This is a genomic window from Erwinia sorbitola (assembly GCF_009738185.1).
GTDB lineage: Bacteria > Pseudomonadota > Gammaproteobacteria > Enterobacterales > Enterobacteriaceae > Erwinia > Erwinia sorbitola.
Genome location: NZ_CP046509.1, coordinates 3,961,271 through 3,976,873 on the forward strand (window position 1 = coordinate 3,961,271; position 15,603 = coordinate 3,976,873).

The window sequence follows — 15,603 nt, forward strand, 5'->3', positions numbered from 1 at the left end:
TATGTTACAGGTCTCTGAACTACATCAATATTATGGCGGAAGTCATATTCTGCGCGGGCTGTCATTTGAGACAAAACCCGGCGAAATCACCTGTCTGCTGGGACGGAACGGCGTGGGGAAAACCACCCTGCTGAAATGCCTGATGGGGCTGATTCCGGCGAAGTCCGGCAGCATTAACTGGCAGGGCCGCTCGATCAACCATCGCAAACCGCACCAGCGGGTGCAGGCAGGGATCGCTTACGTACCGCAGGGCCGTGAGATCTTCCCGCGTCTGACGGTAGAAGAAAATCTGCTGATGGGGCTGGCGCGCTTCTCCGGCGCGGAGGCAGCACAGGTGCCGGAGGAGATTTGGCAGCTTTTTCCGGTGCTGTGGCAGATGAAGCAGCGGCGCGGCGGCGATCTTTCCGGTGGACAGCAGCAGCAGCTGGCCATCGGGCGGGCGCTGGCGTGTAAACCGCAGCTGCTGATCCTTGATGAACCAACCGAAGGTATTCAGCCCTCGGTGATCAAAGAGATCGGTGCGGTGATCCGCCAGCTGGCCGCACGTGGTGATATGGCTATTCTGCTGGTTGAACAGTTTTATGATTTTGCCGCCGGACTGGCGGACAATTATCTGGTGATGTCACGGGGCGAAATCGTTCAGCGCGGTCTGGGAAAAGAGATGGAAAGCGACGGCGTACGGGGGCTGGTGACAATTTGACAGCCAGGCGGCCATAACCAGCGCTGTTCTCTACGGAAATCCTGCTGCGGGGTCGGCCATCTTTTTTCGGTCGGCCCTTGTCATTTGCAGCACTATTCCATTGAAGGTAAACTGCAAAAAAGACAAAAACGCAGCAGGCAATCGTTTTCCATCACATCATTCCTGCCTGCAATAATGGAAAAAAACATTTATGGAAAACCGGCGCGAAGATCGTATTAATAAGCTGGCGCAGGCGCTGAAACGCACCGATAAAATCCATCTGAAGGAAGCTGCACACCTGCTTGGTGTGTCTGAAATGACAGTGCGCCGCGATCTGAATGACGGGCCGGGCGTGGTGGTACTGCTTGGCGGCTATATCGTCAGCGATCCGATGCTGAATCAGAGCCACTATTTTGTTTCCGATCAGCAGGGCCAGAACGTTGACCGCAAGCGCGTGCTCGGGCAACAGGCCGCGGCAACGATCGTTGCCGGAGAAACGGTCTACTTCGACTGCGGCACCACCGTACCCTGGATCATTGACGCCATTGACGATGATCTGCCGTTTACTGCGGTCTGCTACGCCATGAATACTTTTCTGGCCCTTAAGGAAAAAAGCGCCTGCCGTGTGATCATGAGCGGCGGAGAGTTCCACCCGGATAACGCTATTTTTACCCCGCTGGGCCAGCTGTCAGTCATGGACAGCCTCTGCCCGGATAAAGCGTTTATCTCCGCTGCGGGTATAGATCTCCAGCAGGGAGCCAGCTGCTACAACCTCAATGAACTACCGATGAAGCACCTGGCGCTACAGCGCGCACGTTCCCGGCTGCTGGTGGTGGACAGCAGCAAGTTTGGAAAAGTGCTGCCCGCACGTATTGCCGATCTCAGCGCCTTTGACGGCCTGATCAGCGATGCTGCCCCGGAGCAGGATTTAGGCATTAAGGTGATTGCGCCTTAACTCAGGTCGCCAGGTGTGTTTCAGCGCAAAGCCTGGGATAATGCGGCTGTGAATAAGGCGGTAAAACAGCTAAACTCCGCTATCTGAGTGGGCGTCCTTATGCCCTGCTAATTAAGAGGCTCAAACTACGTGGCTCAATTCGTCTATAGCATGCATCGCGTCGGCAAAGTCGTTCCGCCGAAGCGTCATATTTTAAAGAACATCTCCCTCAGCTTCTTCCCCGGCGCTAAAATTGGCGTACTGGGTCTGAACGGGGCGGGTAAATCTACCCTGCTGCGCATTATGGCGGGCATCGATAAAGATATCGAAGGGGAAGCGCGTCCGCAGCCAGGCCTGAAAATTGGCTATCTGCAACAGGAACCGCAGCTGAACCTGGAACACACCGTACGCGAGTCGGTGGAAGAAGCCGTGGCTGAAGTTGTGGGTGCACTGAAGCGCCTCGACGAAGTTTACGCACTGTACGCCGCCGAAGACGCTGACTTTGATAAGCTGGCTAAAGAACAGGGCGTGCTGGAAGAGATTATCCAGGCGCACGACGGCCACAACCTGAACACCCAGCTGGAACGTGCCGCCGATGCGCTGCGTCTGCCGGATTGGGATGCGAAGATCGCTAATCTGTCCGGTGGTGAACGTCGCCGCGTCGCGCTGTGCCGTCTGCTGCTGGAAAAACCAGATATGCTGCTGCTCGACGAACCAACCAACCACCTGGATGCAGAATCCGTGGCCTGGCTGGAGCGCTTCCTGCACGACTTCGAAGGTACCGTAGTGGCGATCACGCATGACCGTTACTTCCTCGATAACGTAGCCGGATGGATCCTGGAGCTTGACCGTGGTGAAGGTATTCCATGGGAAGGTAACTACTCCTCCTGGCTGGAGCAGAAAGATGCGCGTCTGGCGCAGGAAGCCTCCTCTGAAGCCGCTCGTCGTAAATCGATTGAGAAAGAGCTGGAGTGGGTGCGTAAAGGTGCCAAAGGTCAGCAATCCAAAGGTAAAGCCCGTCTGGCGCGCTTTGAAGAGCTGAACAACACCGAATACCAGAAACGTAATGAAACTAACGAACTGTTTATTCCACCGGGTGCACGCCTGGGTGATAAAGTTCTGGAAGTCAGCAACCTGCGTAAATCCTACGGCGATCGCCTGCTGATTGACGATCTCTCCTTCTCGGTTCCGAAGGGTGCAATTGTCGGCATCATCGGCCCGAACGGCGCGGGTAAATCCACGCTGTTCCGTATGATGTCCGGGCAGGAAGAGCCTGATTCCGGCAGCATCGTACTGGGTGAAACCGTTAAGCTGGCTTCCGTTGACCAGTTCCGTGACAGCATGGATAACTCCAAAACTGTCTGGGAAGAAGTGTCTGGCGGCCAGGATATTATGCGTATCGGCAACACCGAAATGCCAAGCCGCGCCTACGTTGGCCGCTTTAACTTTAAAGGGGTTGATCAGGGCAAACGCGTAGGTGAGCTGTCGGGTGGTGAGCGTGGCCGTCTGCACCTGGCCAAGCTGTTACAGGTGGGCGGCAACATGCTGCTGCTGGATGAACCAACCAACGACCTGGATATTGAGACTCTGCGTGCGCTGGAAAACGCCCTGCTGGAGTTCCCGGGCTGTGCGATGGTGATCTCGCATGACCGCTGGTTCCTCGACCGTATTGCTACTCATATTCTGGACTACCAGGATGAGGGCAAAATTGAGTTCTTCGAAGGTAACTTTACTGAATACGAAGAGTACAAGAAGCGTACGCTGGGCGCAGAAGCGCTTGAGCCGAAGCGTATCAAGTACAAGCGTATGATTAAGTAAGGATTTGCGGGCCAGGTTATTTTACTGGCCCGATGCTCCACGGCGGTCTCTGGCCGCCGTCTCTCCTTACTGATAAAACTCCCTGAATACCGGCGACTGCATCGCAAAATCAATAAACCGCGACAGCGCGGGAGAATTTAACTTACGGCTCGGATAGACCAGCCACAGCTCATTCCCCTCCACTTCCCACTCTGGCAGCACCTGTATCAACCTGCCCTGCGGCACCACCTCATCGGTTAAAAATCCTGGCAGCAGCGTAATCCCCGCATGACCCAGCGCACACTCGCGCGCATACACCAGATTGTCGGTCATATGCGTCGGCGGCAGCAGCCAGCGGTAATACTCCTCATCACGTTTTAACACCCACTCTGTCCAGGCACGGTGCGCAATGCAACGATGCGCTGAAAGCTGGCCGGGATGAGTGAGCGGCGCACAGGTGGCGAGGTAGTCAGGCGAGGCCACCAGCAGACGCTGGCAGTAACCGATACGACGGCCTATCAGCGAAGAATCCTGCGGCCGGCCAGTACGCAGCGCCACATCAAAACCATCCTGCACCAGATCGCGGATCTCATCGGAAACCGAAACATCCAGCGTCACATCGGGATATTCCAGCTGAAACGCGGTATTGAAACGCGCCAGCAGTGTGGCACCTATTCCGGCAGGAGAGGTAATCCGCAGCCGCCCGCTGGGGTTATCGCGCAGCCGCTCTATCACCGTCCCGGCCCGCTCACTGGCCTGCAACATCTCCTGACAGTGCACCAGATAGCGCTCGCCTGCAAAGGTCAGATTCAACTGGCGCGTGGTGCGATTAATCAGACGCAGACCCAGCGCCTGTTCAAGCTGGCTGATGCGCTGGCTGACGCTGGATTTCGGCAGACCCGCACGATTTGCAGCGGCGGTAAAACTGCCGCACTCGGCCACCAGCGCGAACAGAGCCATATCCTGCAACTGTTTAAACATTATTGTTCATCCTGTACGAACACTGCTTGCGTTATTGTCCATCTTATCATTGCGGTAATCATTCTCTACACTGATAGCACATCATTCAGGAGAAGAGCTATGACCATCAAAGCAATTGCGATCAATCCGGATAAACCGCAGCAGTTTATTGAGATCCAGCAGCCACAGCTGACACCAGACGCATATGATCTGCTGGTTGAAGTGAAAGCGGTATCGGTTAACCCGGTGGATACCAAAGTCCATAAAGGTGCACAGAAGAACGGCCTGCAACAGCCGCGTGTACTGGGCTGGGATGCCAGCGGTATCGTGCTGGCGGTGGGAGAGAAGGTCAGCGGCTTTAAAGCGGGCGATGAAGTCTATTACGCCGGGGATCTCACCCGTCCGGGCAGTAATGCCAGCCAGCAGCTGGTTGATGCCCGTATTACCGGCCATAAACCGCGCTCACTTGACTGGGCAGAGTCCGCCGCTATCCCGCTTACCGCGCTGACCGCGTGGGAAGGTCTGTTTGATCGTCTGCAACTGGATGCCGCTGCTGAGGGTAAAACTCTGCTGATTGTCGGCGGCGCGGGCGGCGTAGGCTCACTGGCTATTCCACTGGCGAAACTGCACAGTAAAGTGACGGTGATCGCCACGGCATCACGCCCTGACTCAGCGCAGTGGTGTAAAGATCGCGGGGCGGATCTGGTGATCGACTACCGCGATATGGCGGGAGAACTCGCGAAGCACGATATCAAACAGGTGGACTACATTTTCTGCCTGAATGACACCGATGGCCACTGGGACGCGATGAGCAAACTGATTGCACCGCAGGGGCATATCTGCACCATCGTTGAAAACGAAAAACCGTTAAATATGGATCAGCTGAAGCTGAAAAGCGCCGCGCTGCATTTTGAATTTATGTACACGCGCAGCATGTTTACCACCCCGGACATCGCCCGTCAGGGAGAGATTCTGGATGAGACAGCGAAGCTGCTGGATGCCGGTAAACTCACAGGTTCACTGAGCAAAACCCTGCACGGTCTGAGCGTTGAGACGCTGTCAGAAGCCCACCAGCTGGTGCTGGAAGGCCATATGCGTGGCAAAGTGGTTATTGTCTATTAACCGATCGGTTTGATTACGGGCGAGATTAACTCGCCCGTTTAATGCAGTGCAGGTTATGAACCCAGCATCTCTTTCACCAGCTCGACACAGCGCAGGAAGCGCTCGTCGTAGTTGTCCTGCTCAACGTGCACATAGTTGATATTATTCTCGCCCAGCATGGAGATCAGCAGCGACTGGAACTCTTTGCGATCCACCGAACTCCCCAGACTGCGCAGCCCGTCCGCCACCCACGGCACATTGTTCTCCACCAGGATCACCAGGTCGAAGCGATATTCGTCAATCAGCGCCTGCACAAAGGGATGTTCCCGCCCTTCATACTTCTTACAGAATGCCTGTGTGGTCACAAAATCGGTGTCGATAAACGCCACTTTATTGGCATATTTCACCGCAAAGTCGATGTACTGTGCCTGGCCGAGAGCGATTTTATCGTAGTCCGAATATTGCAGCGCCATCTCATCGCCGCCCAGATGCGAGAAGACATAATCACGGCCAAACTCCCACGCACTGGTGGTGTTAAAAATGTTCGCCAGCTTATTCACCAGCGTTGATTTGCCGCTCGATTCGCCGCCGAGGATCGCCACGGTGCGCACGAAAAAGGGTTTCACTTCGGTGGGAATATACTCCCAGTAGCGGAACGGATCCTGGCGGATCTGCCCACCGCTGATGCTCATAAATGAGCGCTTTGGATCGATGACGATGGTTTCCACACCGAGATGCGCGGTGAACTGTTCAGCATCCGCCTCTTCGCTGGTGTAGATACAGTTCGGCACGATGCCGTGATCGTCCATAAACGCCCGCACGCCGTGGCTCCAGACATCCCAGCCGTGAGGATACGGCTCCATTCCCTCTTCATTGAAGGAATGAATGCGAATGTTTTTCTGATACTTAAAGGTCTGTAGCAGCCAGCGCAGGCGGTCGCTGACCGTGGGCTGCTGCGACATCGCACTGGCTTCAAACAGCTCACGATCGCGTGGCTCATCGTAACCCATGATGATATGCAGCTCATCCACCTGGCTACAGGCGCGCTGGATCAGATAGATATGGCCGGTATGCAGCGGATAAAACTTACCGAATACCACGCCGATAGTCTTCTCGCGGCGCGGAAATTCCAGCCCAAGAAAGCGGTGCAGCGCCTCCAGCTTCTGTGCGCTGGGGCTTTTAATTTTCGCATTCAACAGCTGACTGAGGTAACCCTTGGTCATGCCGCTGGCATCAGATACCTGCTGTAAGGTACAACCCTGCTGGCGAATGGCGGTTTTAAGGTAGTCAAACGATGACATGCGTTAACTCCATTTATAATTCGTCAAGTACAGACAACGCGTCAGCCAGCTTTTTTACCCCGTAGACTTTCATATTTTCCGGCGGTTTTTTCGGCACATTGGCTATCGGTACAATGGCGCGGCGGAAGCCGTGCTTGGCCGCTTCCGAGATGCGCTCCTGGCCACTGGGCACCGGGCGGATCTCCCCGGCCAGCCCCACCTCACCAAACACCACCAGATCGTGCGGCAGCGGACGATCGCGCAGGCTGGAGACCATCGACAGCATCAGCGCCAGGTCGGCGCTGGTTTCGGTGACTTTTACCCCGCCGACCACGTTTACAAACACATCCTGGTCAGCCATTTGCAGTCCGCCGTGACGGTGCAGCACCGCCAGCAGAATAGCCAGACGGTTCTGCTCCAGCCCCACCGCCACACGCCGTGGATTACCCATCATCGAATGATCCACCAGCGCCTGAATCTCCACCAGCAGCGGACGCGTTCCTTCCCACAGCACCATAACCGAGCTGCCTGAGGTGACTTCGTCGCCGCGGCTTAAGAAGATAGCCGACGGATTACTGACTTCACGCAGCCCCTGCTCGGTCATGGCAAACACGCCCAGCTCATTCACCGCACCAAAACGGTTTTTATGGCTGCGCAGGGTGCGGAATCGGGAATCAGCATCACCATCCAGCAGCACCGAACAGTCGATACAGTGCTCCAGCACTTTTGGACCTGCCAGCGAACCATCTTTGGTTACGTGGCCGACCATCACAATGGCGACACCTTTGGTTTTGGCGAAACGGGTCAGATAAGCGGCGGTTTCACGCACCTGAGCCACGCTGCCGGGAGAGGACTGGATATCGGCCATATGCATCACCTGAATCGAGTCGATCACCATCAGCTTCGGCTGCTCCTGCTCTGCGATGAGGCAGATCTGCTCGATGCTGGTTTCCGACAGCATATTCAGATTTTCGGTGGGCAGCCCCAGACGATGGGCGCGCATCGCCACCTGTTGCAGCGACTCCTCCCCGGTGACGTAGAGGGTTTTCATCCCTTCCGACAGCCTGCACAGGGTTTGCAGCAGCAGGGTACTTTTCCCTGCGCCGGGGTTGCCGCCGATCAGGATCGCACTGCCTGGCACCACGCCGCCGCCCAGCACGCGGTCAAACTCTTTAAATCCGGTAGAGAAGCGCGGCAGCTCATCCAGGCTGATCTCCGACAGCTTCTGTACCCGGCTGGGTCCGGCGCTGCCAGCATAGCCCGTCAGACGCTCATTGCGCGCCACAACAGGCGATGCCGCCAGACGTACTTCGGTAATTGTATTCCAGGCCTGGCAGGCGCTACATTGGCCCTGCCAGCGAGGATAATCTGCGCCACACTCGTTACAAACAAAGGCACGCTTTACCGCTTTGGCCAAATCTACCCCTTAACGCTCTTCATGGATCAGGCTGCCGCTGAGGATACAGAACACCCCCATCAGGTCAGCATGACGAATAATAACTTCGGTCTGCTCATTTACTTTCGGTTTGGCGTGATAAGCGATGCCCAGCGCCGAGGCTTTAATCATCGGCAGGTCGTTGGCACCATCGCCGACAGCCACCGTCTGCTCAGGAGCGATCTCAAAGCGAGCTGCCAGCTTGCGCAGCGTATCCGCTTTATATTGCGCATCGACGATATCGCCCAGCACTTCTCCGGTCAGCTTTCCGTCGCGAATTTCCAGCACGTTAGCCGCAATCGCCGAGAGGTGCAGCGTATCGCGCAGATATTCCGCAAAATAGGTGAAGCCGCCAGAGGCGATAGCCACATGCCAGCCCAGCGCCTGAAGTTTAGCCACCAGCGAGGTCAGGCCCGGCATAAGCGGCAGTTGATCACGCACGGTTTTCAGAATATTGGCATCGGCATCTTTCAGTGTTGCCACCCGCTGGCGCAGGCTGGCAGCGAAGTCCAGCTCGCCACGCATCGCGCGCTCTGTCACTTCCGCCACCAGCTCACCGCTGCCTGCCAGTTTGGCGATCTCATCAATGCATTCGATCTCAATCGCCGTGGAGTCCATATCCATCACCAGCAGACCCGGGGTTTTCAGATGAGGAATACGCCCTAACGGAGCCACGTCCAGACCAGCTTCATGGGCCAGCTTCATTGCACGCGGCGTCAGCGATCCCGCCAGGCGTACCACATGATAATCGTCCACTATCCAGGCACTGACAATCACCATGGCTGCACCTAGCTGACGCTGGTATTCAGTCAGCCGGGCTTTGTCGAGTTGACGCCCATACAGTAACCAGCCGGAACGTCCGGCACGGTAATCCAGCGGCATTACTTCATCGCCGCTCAAAGAAAGAGGCAACCCCGGCCAGAGAGAGACTTCGGCAGGCAGGTCGCACCAGGTGAGGCTATTTGGCATCACAGCTCCTGTAGGGACATTCAATACGCAATTCTGCGCAAAATAATGCAAGAGGCTACCCTGTAAGCCCGCCTTCTGGCAACATAAAGCTAATGACCGCAAGCCGGTTCGTCCACCAAGATTAAAGGGTTGAGATGGCAAAAGCCAAACTGAAGTTTCGCCTGCACCGTACGGTGATCGTCCTGATCTGCCTGACGCTGCTGGTCGTGCTGATGCAGGGGGCATCCTGGTTCAGCCTCGGGCATCAGATGGCCCGCTCTGAACAGGTTGAGGAGCTGGCGCATACCCTGACGCGCCAGGTCGCATGGAATCTGACGCCGCTGATGGAAAACCCTGACGATAACCATCAGAAAATCATTGATTCGCTCGACCAGCTGACGCATGAAAGCCGCATTCTTGATGCCTCACTGTACGATATTAACGGCAGCCTTATCGCACACAGCGGAGAAACCATTAACGTCCGTGACCGGCTGGCACTCGACGGGCAGCGTGCCGGTAGTTACTTTAACCATCAGATTGTTCAGCCGCTGGCGAGTAAAGACGGCCCGCGTGGTTTTCTGCGCGTTACGCTGGATACGCACGTGCTGGTGACCGAAGCCAAGCAGGTGGATAACACCACAAATATTCTGCGCCTGATGATGATTCTGGCGCTGGCTATCGGCATTATTCTCTCCCGTACTCTGCTGCGCGATCGCCGTACCCGCTGGCAGCAGTCGCCCTTCCTGCTTACCGCCAATAATCCGGTAAAAGAGGATGATGATGATGAGAATGAAGGTGAAAATAGCGGCGACAGTCACCCGCAGCCATCCGCTGACGAAGGCAAAAAACAGCCTGCAACATCAGGCGGTAAAAGCGAATAGTCACGACGCCGGGCCTGAAAGGCGATCCCGGAAGATAAGACGATAGCGGTTAGCAGGGGAAATAACGGGGCTGACAGAGCGTCAGCCTCCGGTAAGAAAATAATTACTCTTTGTCGCCCAACAGCACTGACTCCAGCGCGATTTCAATCATCTCACTGAACGTGGTCTGACGCTCTGCTGCGGTGGTCTGCTCATGGGTACGGATATGGTCAGACACGGTGCAAATAGTCAGCGCTTTAGCACCAAACTCTGCTGCCACGCCGTAGATACCCGCCGCTTCCATCTCCACACCGAGAATGCCGTACTTTTCCATCACATCGAACATCTGCGGATCGGGCGTGTAGAACAGGTCAGCGGAGAAGATGTTACCCACACGAGCATCTACGCCCAGCGCTTTCGCCGCATCAACCGCGTTGCGCACCATGTCGAAGTCAGCGATTGCTGAGAAGTCATGGTCTTTAAAACGCATACGGTTCACTTTAGAGTCGGTACAGGCGCCCATACCAATCACCACGTCACGCAGTTTCACATCGGCCCGTACTGCACCGCAGGAACCCACACGGATGATTTTCTTGACGCCGAACTCGGTGATCAGCTCTTTCGCATAGATAGAGCAGGATGGGATACCCATACCGTGACCCATTACGGAGATCTTACGGCCTTTATAGGTTCCGGTGTAGCCCAACATGCCGCGCACGTTGTTTACTTCCACCGCATCCTGCAGGAAGGTCTCAGCAATGTGCTTTGCGCGCAGTGGATCGCCCGGCATCAGCACCACGTCAGCAAAATCACCCATTTCAGCGTTAATATGAGGCGTAGCCATGTTCAATCCTTATCTTAATTATTAATGTCACTTTTTACCCTCCAGATTTCGCATTACAGAAAGAGGCCAACTGAACAAAACCCCGATGACCTACAAAAGTAAGTGACCGGGGATTGCAGCTAACGCACCTGGAGTACGAAAGATGAGGTTACAGAATGGATTTACCGTATTCCATCGGCGACAGACCAAAATAGCTGGCTACCGTCTGGCCGATGTCCGCAAAGGTATCGCGGTAACCGTAATCGCCAGGTTTCACGCCCGGTCCGTAAATCAGTACCGGGATATGCTCACGGGTATGATCGGTTCCAGGCCAGCTTGGGTCACAGCCGTGGTCGGCGGTGAGGATCAGAATATCCCCCTCTTTCACCAGCTCCATTAACTGTGGCAGGCGGCGGTCGAACAGCTCCAGCCCCCCGGCGTAGCCAGGAATATCACGGCGGTGTCCCCAGGCTGAGTCGAAGTCAACAAAGTTGGTAAACACGATGCTGTTATCCGGCGCGGTTTTCATTTCAGCAATAGTGGCATCAAACAGCGCATCCAGGCCGGTTGCTTTCACTTTTTTGGTGATGCCAACCTGCGCATAGATATCTGCAATTTTACCGACTGAAATCACTTCTCCGCCCTTCTCATCCACCAGCTTTTTCAAGATGGTTGGTGCAGGGGGTTCTACCGCCAGGTCATGGCGATTGCCGGTACGCTCGAAGTTACCGGCTTTGTCACCGATAAACGGACGCGCAATCACACGACCGATATTGTAACCACCTTCGGTCAGCGCTTCGCGGGCAATTTCACACAGCTCGTAGAGACGATCCAGACCAAATGTCTCTTCATGGCAGGCAATCTGGAACACCGAGTCAGCGGAGGTATAGAAAATCGGCTTACCGGTTTTCATATGCTCTTCACCCAGCTGGTCAAGGATCACCGTGCCGGAGGAGTGGCAGTTACCGAGGTAGCCCGGCAGATTGGCTTTTTCTACCAGCAGATCGAGCAGCTCCTGCGGGAAGCTGTTTTCAACATCGCTGAAATAACCCCAGTCAAACAGCACCGGCACACCGGCAATTTCCCAGTGTCCGGAGGGGGTATCTTTACCCGAAGAAAGTTCGCTGGCGTAGGCATATGCGCCAATAATTTCCGCGTCTTTGTCCAGCCCTAACGGGAACTGTCCGCAGGAGGCTTCCGCCGCTTTGCCCAAACCCAGCGCTGTCAGATTCGGCAGGTGCAGTGGGCCTTTACGTCCTTTGTCTGCTTCACCCTTGAAGCACGCCTCGGCAATATGCCCGAGGGTATTAGAGCCTTTATCGCCAAACTTGTCGGCGTCTTTGCTGTACCCAATTCCGAAGGAATCAAGCACCATGATAAATGCACGTTTCATCCTGATCTCCTGCGCGATAGTCGCGGTGAGCGTTAAAAAACTGCGATCAGAACAGAATACCGCTTATCCCCGTGATACTTCAAGTCGCAGAGAGTGGATTACGCCGCCTGCGACCTGAAGTGTTCAAAGTTATTTACGAAATTCTGCGATAAATAACAGGGGTCGGTTCCGGCTTAACGTCACCGACAGTGACAGCACGTTTTACAGCGGCGGCAGCTTCCTGCCAGCTGTTTTCGTCTGCGGCGTGGATCACTGCCAGCGGACGCTGACCGTCAACCGTATCACCCAGCATAGCCATATCACTGAGGCCGACGCTGTAGTCGATAGGATCTGCTGCGCGACGACGGCCGCCACCCATATGCACTACAGCCATACCCAGCGCGCGCGTATCCATCGCACCGACAATGCCAGGCTGGTCGGCATAGACGGCTTTACTCAGCATTGGTGCCGGCAGGTAGCTGTCCATACGTTCGATAAAGTCTGCCGGGCCTTTCTGCGCCGCAACCATACGACCAAACACTTCTGCGGCACGGCCATTGTCCAGCACCGCCTGCAACCTGGTATGGGCTTCTTCTGCGGATTTTGCCAGTCCACCGGAGATCAGCATCTCGCTGCACAGCGCCATTGTGGCTTCCAGCAGACGTGGATTGCGATAGTGACCAGTGAGGAAATGCACAGCCTCACGCACTTCAACCGCATTACCTGCGCTGGATGCCAGCACCTGGTTCATATCAGTTAACAGTGCGGTGGTTTTGCAACCTGCGCCGTTCGCCACGCCAACAATCGCCTGCGCCAGTGCTTCTGATTTCTCATAGGTTGGCATAAATGCACCTGAACCTACTTTGACGTCCATAACCAGCGCATCCAGGCCTTCAGCCAGTTTTTTGCCGAGGATCGATGCAGTAATCAGCGGAATGGCATCAACGGTGGCGGTAATATCACGCGTTGCATAGAAACGTTTATCTGCCGGAGCCAGCGAGGTGGTCTGGCCAATAATTGCCACACCCACATCTTTAATAATCTGGCGGAAACGATCGTCCTCAGGGAAAATATCAAATCCCGGAATCGCTTCCAGCTTATCCAGCGTACCGCCGGTATGACCCAGGCCACGGCCGGAAATCATCGGCACATAGCCGCCGCAGGCCGCTACCATCGGCCCAAGCATCAGAGAGGTGACGTCGCCTACACCGCCGGTTGAGTGCTTATCCACGATCGGGCCGTTGAGGTTCAGCGCTTTCCAGTCCAGTACTGAACCAGAGTCACGCATCGCCATGGTCAGCGCCACGCGCTCAGGCAGTGACATATCCTGGAAATAGATGGTCATTGCCAGCGCGGCAATCTGCCCTTCCGATACCGTGTTGTCGCGTACGCCAAAGATGAAGGAGCGAATCTCTTCTTCACTTAACGTATGCCCGTCACGCTTTTTACGAATAATCTCTTGTGGCAGGAACATGGTTACCCCCAGTATTTAAATAAAAGTCCGTTTCAAACAGGTGTGATTGGTACAGCCTGTTAGTATTTGCTATTGCTGGTGGCACCGGTGAAACCTGCCGCATTCAGCAGGCTGGCAAGCAGGCTGGAGGCACCAAAACGGAAATGACGGGCATCAGCCCAGCCGGTGCCGAGAATGTCATCGGCCAGTTTCAGATAGATCGCGGCATCGTCGGCGGTGCGCACACCACCCGCAGGTTTAAAGCCGACCTGCTGTTTCACGCCTTTTTCGGCGATCACACGCATCATGATTTCAGCCACTTCCGGGGTCGCATTTACTGGCACTTTACCGGTAGAGGTTTTGATAAAGTCAGCGCCCGCATCAATTGAGATTTCAGAAGCTTTACGGATCAGCGCTTCTTCTTTCAGCTCACCGGTTTCGATAATTACTTTTAGCAGCACGTTCGCTTCAGAACACGCCTTTTTACACGCTTTTACCAGCTCAAAACCGACAGTTTCATTACCGGCGATCAGGGCGCGGTATGGGAATACCACGTCAACTTCATCAGCGCCGTAGGCGATGGCTGCACGGGTTTCCGCCACTGCGATATCAATATCGTCGTTGCCGTGCGGGAAGTTAGTAACGGTCGCAATGCGGATATCCGGAGTGCCCTGCTCACGCAGGGTCTTACGTGCAATCGGGATAAAGCGCGGATAAATGCAGATGGCCGCGGTATTGCCGCCCGGAGATTTCGCCTGATGGCAGAGTTCAATAACTTTTGCATCAGTATCGTCGTCATTCAGGGTGGTTAAATCCATCAGTTGCAGCGCACGCAGCGCCTGAGTTTTTACATCGGACATTGTAGTCTCCAGACAGTTTCGGTTAGGGCTCGGTTGAGAGGTTCAAACCATTGTCGCCCTGTAATGTTAGAATTATAACACTGAGCATTAGACTATTTTGTGGCGCATTTCACAATAAAAGGATTCTTATTTCATAAATATTGTTCGGATGATGAGCAAGATCACAACTAAAAGCAGTTTTAAGCTCAACAGCGACACTCTGAAGGTCACAGTGAAATGTTATAATTATAACATTTGTGCTTTTTGTCGCTAAGGGCGCTAAAAGTTCAGGCCACTCACACGCCAAATATCAGGCGCGTGTTTTCTCGCAGGGTATCAGCAATGTGCTGCGGGGATTCAGGTCTGAGTGCGCACAGTGTTTGCCAGACATCCTTCACCCGCTCAGGACGGTTAGGCTGCCCCTGAAACCCCTGTAATGGCATATCCGGTGAGTCGGTTTCCAGCAGCAGCGAGGCCAGAGGGAGACGGGAAAATGTCTGGCGGGTTTTACTGGCACGCTCATAGGTAATGGTGCCGCCAACGCCTATCGCATACCCGGCGCGGATAAACGCCAGCGCCTGCTGCTCGCTCCCGGCAAACCCGTGCACCACTCCGCGGCGTGGCAGGTCGATACGGCGCAGCTGCATCGCCAGCTTGTCATGGGAACGACGCGAATGCAGGATCACCGGCAAATCATAATTGCGCGCCAGCCGAAGCTGCGCATCCAGCAGCGCCTGCTGGCGCTCAAATTGCGGGTTTTCAATAAAGAGGTCGAGGCCAATCTCCCCGATAGCCACCAGCTTGTCAGGCCGACGTTGCAGATGCTGCTCCAGCATCGCCAGATCCTCTGGCTGATGCTCCGCTATCGCCATCGGATGCACTCCCAGCGCGGCATACACCGCCTGGTGCTGCTCTGCCAGCGCCATCACCGTATCAAAGCGCGCAGCGGAAACGCCCACGGCGATGATCTTCTCCACGCCTGCGGCAGCAGCACGGGTCAGACTGGCTGTTTCGTCACCAACAAATGGCGGAAAATCAAAATGGCAGTGGGTATCAACAAAGCGTAACGTCATGCCCGCGATCCTTTTAAATCGTGATTACTGGCTAAAGCGTAGCGTGTTT

14 protein-coding genes are annotated in these 15,603 nt (G+C 55.2%); 5 read left to right on the top strand and 9 right to left on the bottom strand.

Features of this window, described 5'->3' with window-relative positions:
• The first annotated feature begins 1 nt into the window (after position 1).
• The 3 genes from urtE (at position 2) to ettA (ending at position 3,431) form a co-directional block, all read left to right on the top strand.
• The gene (gene urtE, locus GN242_RS18015; RefSeq protein WP_154752744.1) at positions 2-700 is read left to right on the top strand and encodes an urea ABC transporter ATP-binding subunit UrtE; all 699 of its coding nucleotides are present in this window, start codon (positions 2-4) and stop codon (positions 698-700) included.
• 190 nt (positions 701-890) lie between these two features.
• Positions 891-1,634, top strand: a complete 744-nt coding sequence (deoR, locus tag GN242_RS18020; protein ID WP_156287951.1) for a DNA-binding transcriptional repressor DeoR — start codon at positions 891-893, stop codon at positions 1,632-1,634.
• 129 nt (positions 1,635-1,763) lie between these two features.
• Complete coding sequence (ettA, locus tag GN242_RS18025; protein WP_156287952.1) at positions 1,764-3,431, top strand: energy-dependent translational throttle protein EttA; 1,668 nt, start codon at positions 1,764-1,766, stop codon at positions 3,429-3,431.
• A gap of 66 nt (positions 3,432-3,497) precedes the next feature.
• On the opposite strand, the gene GN242_RS18030 is transcribed toward ettA, so the two are convergent.
• Complete coding sequence (locus tag GN242_RS18030; protein WP_156287953.1) at positions 3,498-4,394, bottom strand: LysR family transcriptional regulator; 897 nt, start codon at positions 4,392-4,394, stop codon at positions 3,498-3,500.
• A 96-nt stretch (positions 4,395-4,490) separates the two neighbouring features.
• Here GN242_RS18030 and GN242_RS18035 point away from each other — a divergent pair, with 96 nt between their 5' ends.
• On the top strand, positions 4,491-5,492 hold the full coding sequence (locus GN242_RS18035) for a zinc-binding alcohol dehydrogenase family protein (protein WP_154752747.1): 1,002 nt from the start codon (positions 4,491-4,493) through the stop codon (positions 5,490-5,492).
• Positions 5,493-5,545: 53 nt separating this feature from the next.
• Here GN242_RS18035 and nadR read toward each other — a convergent pair whose 3' ends face one another.
• Genes nadR through serB form a run of 3 tightly spaced genes read right to left on the bottom strand, consistent with a single transcriptional unit; the run spans position 5,546 to position 9,155 of the window.
• Positions 5,546-6,772, bottom strand: coding sequence for a multifunctional transcriptional regulator/nicotinamide-nucleotide adenylyltransferase/ribosylnicotinamide kinase NadR (nadR, locus tag GN242_RS18040; protein WP_156287954.1), 1,227 nt, complete (start codon positions 6,770-6,772; stop codon positions 5,546-5,548).
• A 13-nt stretch (positions 6,773-6,785) separates the two neighbouring features.
• Positions 6,786-8,168, bottom strand: a complete 1,383-nt coding sequence (gene radA, locus GN242_RS18045) for a DNA repair protein RadA (protein ID WP_154752749.1) — start codon at positions 8,166-8,168, stop codon at positions 6,786-6,788.
• A 9-nt stretch (positions 8,169-8,177) separates the two neighbouring features.
• Positions 8,178-9,155 (bottom strand): phosphoserine phosphatase, encoded by a 978-nt coding sequence (gene serB, locus GN242_RS18050; protein ID WP_154752750.1) that lies wholly within the window; start codon positions 9,153-9,155, stop codon positions 8,178-8,180.
• A 134-nt stretch (positions 9,156-9,289) separates the two neighbouring features.
• On the opposite strand from serB, the gene GN242_RS18055 reads away from it, so the two are divergent.
• Positions 9,290-10,015 carry a YtjB family periplasmic protein gene (locus tag GN242_RS18055; protein WP_156287955.1) on the top strand — a complete coding sequence of 242 codons (726 nt, stop codon included), beginning with the start codon at positions 9,290-9,292 and terminating at the stop codon, positions 10,013-10,015.
• Positions 10,016-10,118: 103 nt separating this feature from the next.
• Here GN242_RS18055 and deoD read toward each other — a convergent pair whose 3' ends face one another.
• The 5 genes from deoD to GN242_RS18080 all read right to left on the bottom strand — a co-directional run bounded on the left by deoD (position 10,119) and on the right by GN242_RS18080 (position 15,554).
• The gene (deoD, locus tag GN242_RS18060) at positions 10,119-10,838 is read right to left on the bottom strand and encodes a purine-nucleoside phosphorylase (RefSeq protein ID WP_154752752.1); all 720 of its coding nucleotides are present in this window, start codon (positions 10,836-10,838) and stop codon (positions 10,119-10,121) included.
• Between the two features lie 148 nt (positions 10,839-10,986).
• Positions 10,987-12,210, bottom strand: a complete 1,224-nt coding sequence (deoB, locus tag GN242_RS18065) for a phosphopentomutase (protein ID WP_154752753.1) — start codon at positions 12,208-12,210, stop codon at positions 10,987-10,989.
• 133 nt (positions 12,211-12,343) lie between these two features.
• A complete protein-coding gene (gene deoA, locus GN242_RS18070; protein ID WP_154752754.1) occupies positions 12,344-13,663 on the bottom strand; it encodes a thymidine phosphorylase in 1,320 nt (439 codons plus the stop codon).
• A gap of 59 nt (positions 13,664-13,722) precedes the next feature.
• Complete coding sequence (gene deoC, locus GN242_RS18075; protein ID WP_156287956.1) at positions 13,723-14,502, bottom strand: deoxyribose-phosphate aldolase; 780 nt, start codon at positions 14,500-14,502, stop codon at positions 13,723-13,725.
• A gap of 275 nt (positions 14,503-14,777) precedes the next feature.
• Positions 14,778-15,554, bottom strand: coding sequence for a TatD family hydrolase (locus tag GN242_RS18080; protein ID WP_156287957.1), 777 nt, complete (start codon positions 15,552-15,554; stop codon positions 14,778-14,780).
• Positions 15,555-15,603: the final 49 nt, after the last annotated feature.

Excerpts from the sequence above, each read along its gene's own strand:
- urtE (WP_154752744.1), top strand. The coding sequence starts at position 2 with ATGTTACAGGTCTCTGAACTACATCAATATTATGGCGGAAGTCATATT.
- deoR (WP_156287951.1), top strand. The coding sequence starts at position 891 with ATGGAAAACCGGCGCGAAGATCGTATTAATAAGCTGGCGCAGGCGCTG.
- deoD (WP_154752752.1), bottom strand. The coding sequence starts at position 10,838 with ATGGCTACGCCTCATATTAACGCTGAAATGGGTGATTTTGCTGACGTG.
- GN242_RS18035 (WP_154752747.1), top strand. The coding sequence starts at position 4,491 with ATGACCATCAAAGCAATTGCGATCAATCCGGATAAACCGCAGCAGTTT.
- deoC (WP_156287956.1), bottom strand. The coding sequence starts at position 14,502 with ATGTCCGATGTAAAAACTCAGGCGCTGCGTGCGCTGCAACTGATGGAT.
- deoA (WP_154752754.1), bottom strand. The coding sequence starts at position 13,663 with ATGTTCCTGCCACAAGAGATTATTCGTAAAAAGCGTGACGGGCATACG.
- serB (WP_154752750.1), bottom strand. The coding sequence starts at position 9,155 with ATGCCAAATAGCCTCACCTGGTGCGACCTGCCTGCCGAAGTCTCTCTC.
- nadR (WP_156287954.1), bottom strand. The coding sequence starts at position 6,772 with ATGTCATCGTTTGACTACCTTAAAACCGCCATTCGCCAGCAGGGTTGT.
- deoB (WP_154752753.1), bottom strand. The coding sequence starts at position 12,210 with ATGAAACGTGCATTTATCATGGTGCTTGATTCCTTCGGAATTGGGTAC.
- GN242_RS18055 (WP_156287955.1), top strand. The coding sequence starts at position 9,290 with ATGGCAAAAGCCAAACTGAAGTTTCGCCTGCACCGTACGGTGATCGTC.
- GN242_RS18080 (WP_156287957.1), bottom strand. The coding sequence starts at position 15,554 with ATGACGTTACGCTTTGTTGATACCCACTGCCATTTTGATTTTCCGCCA.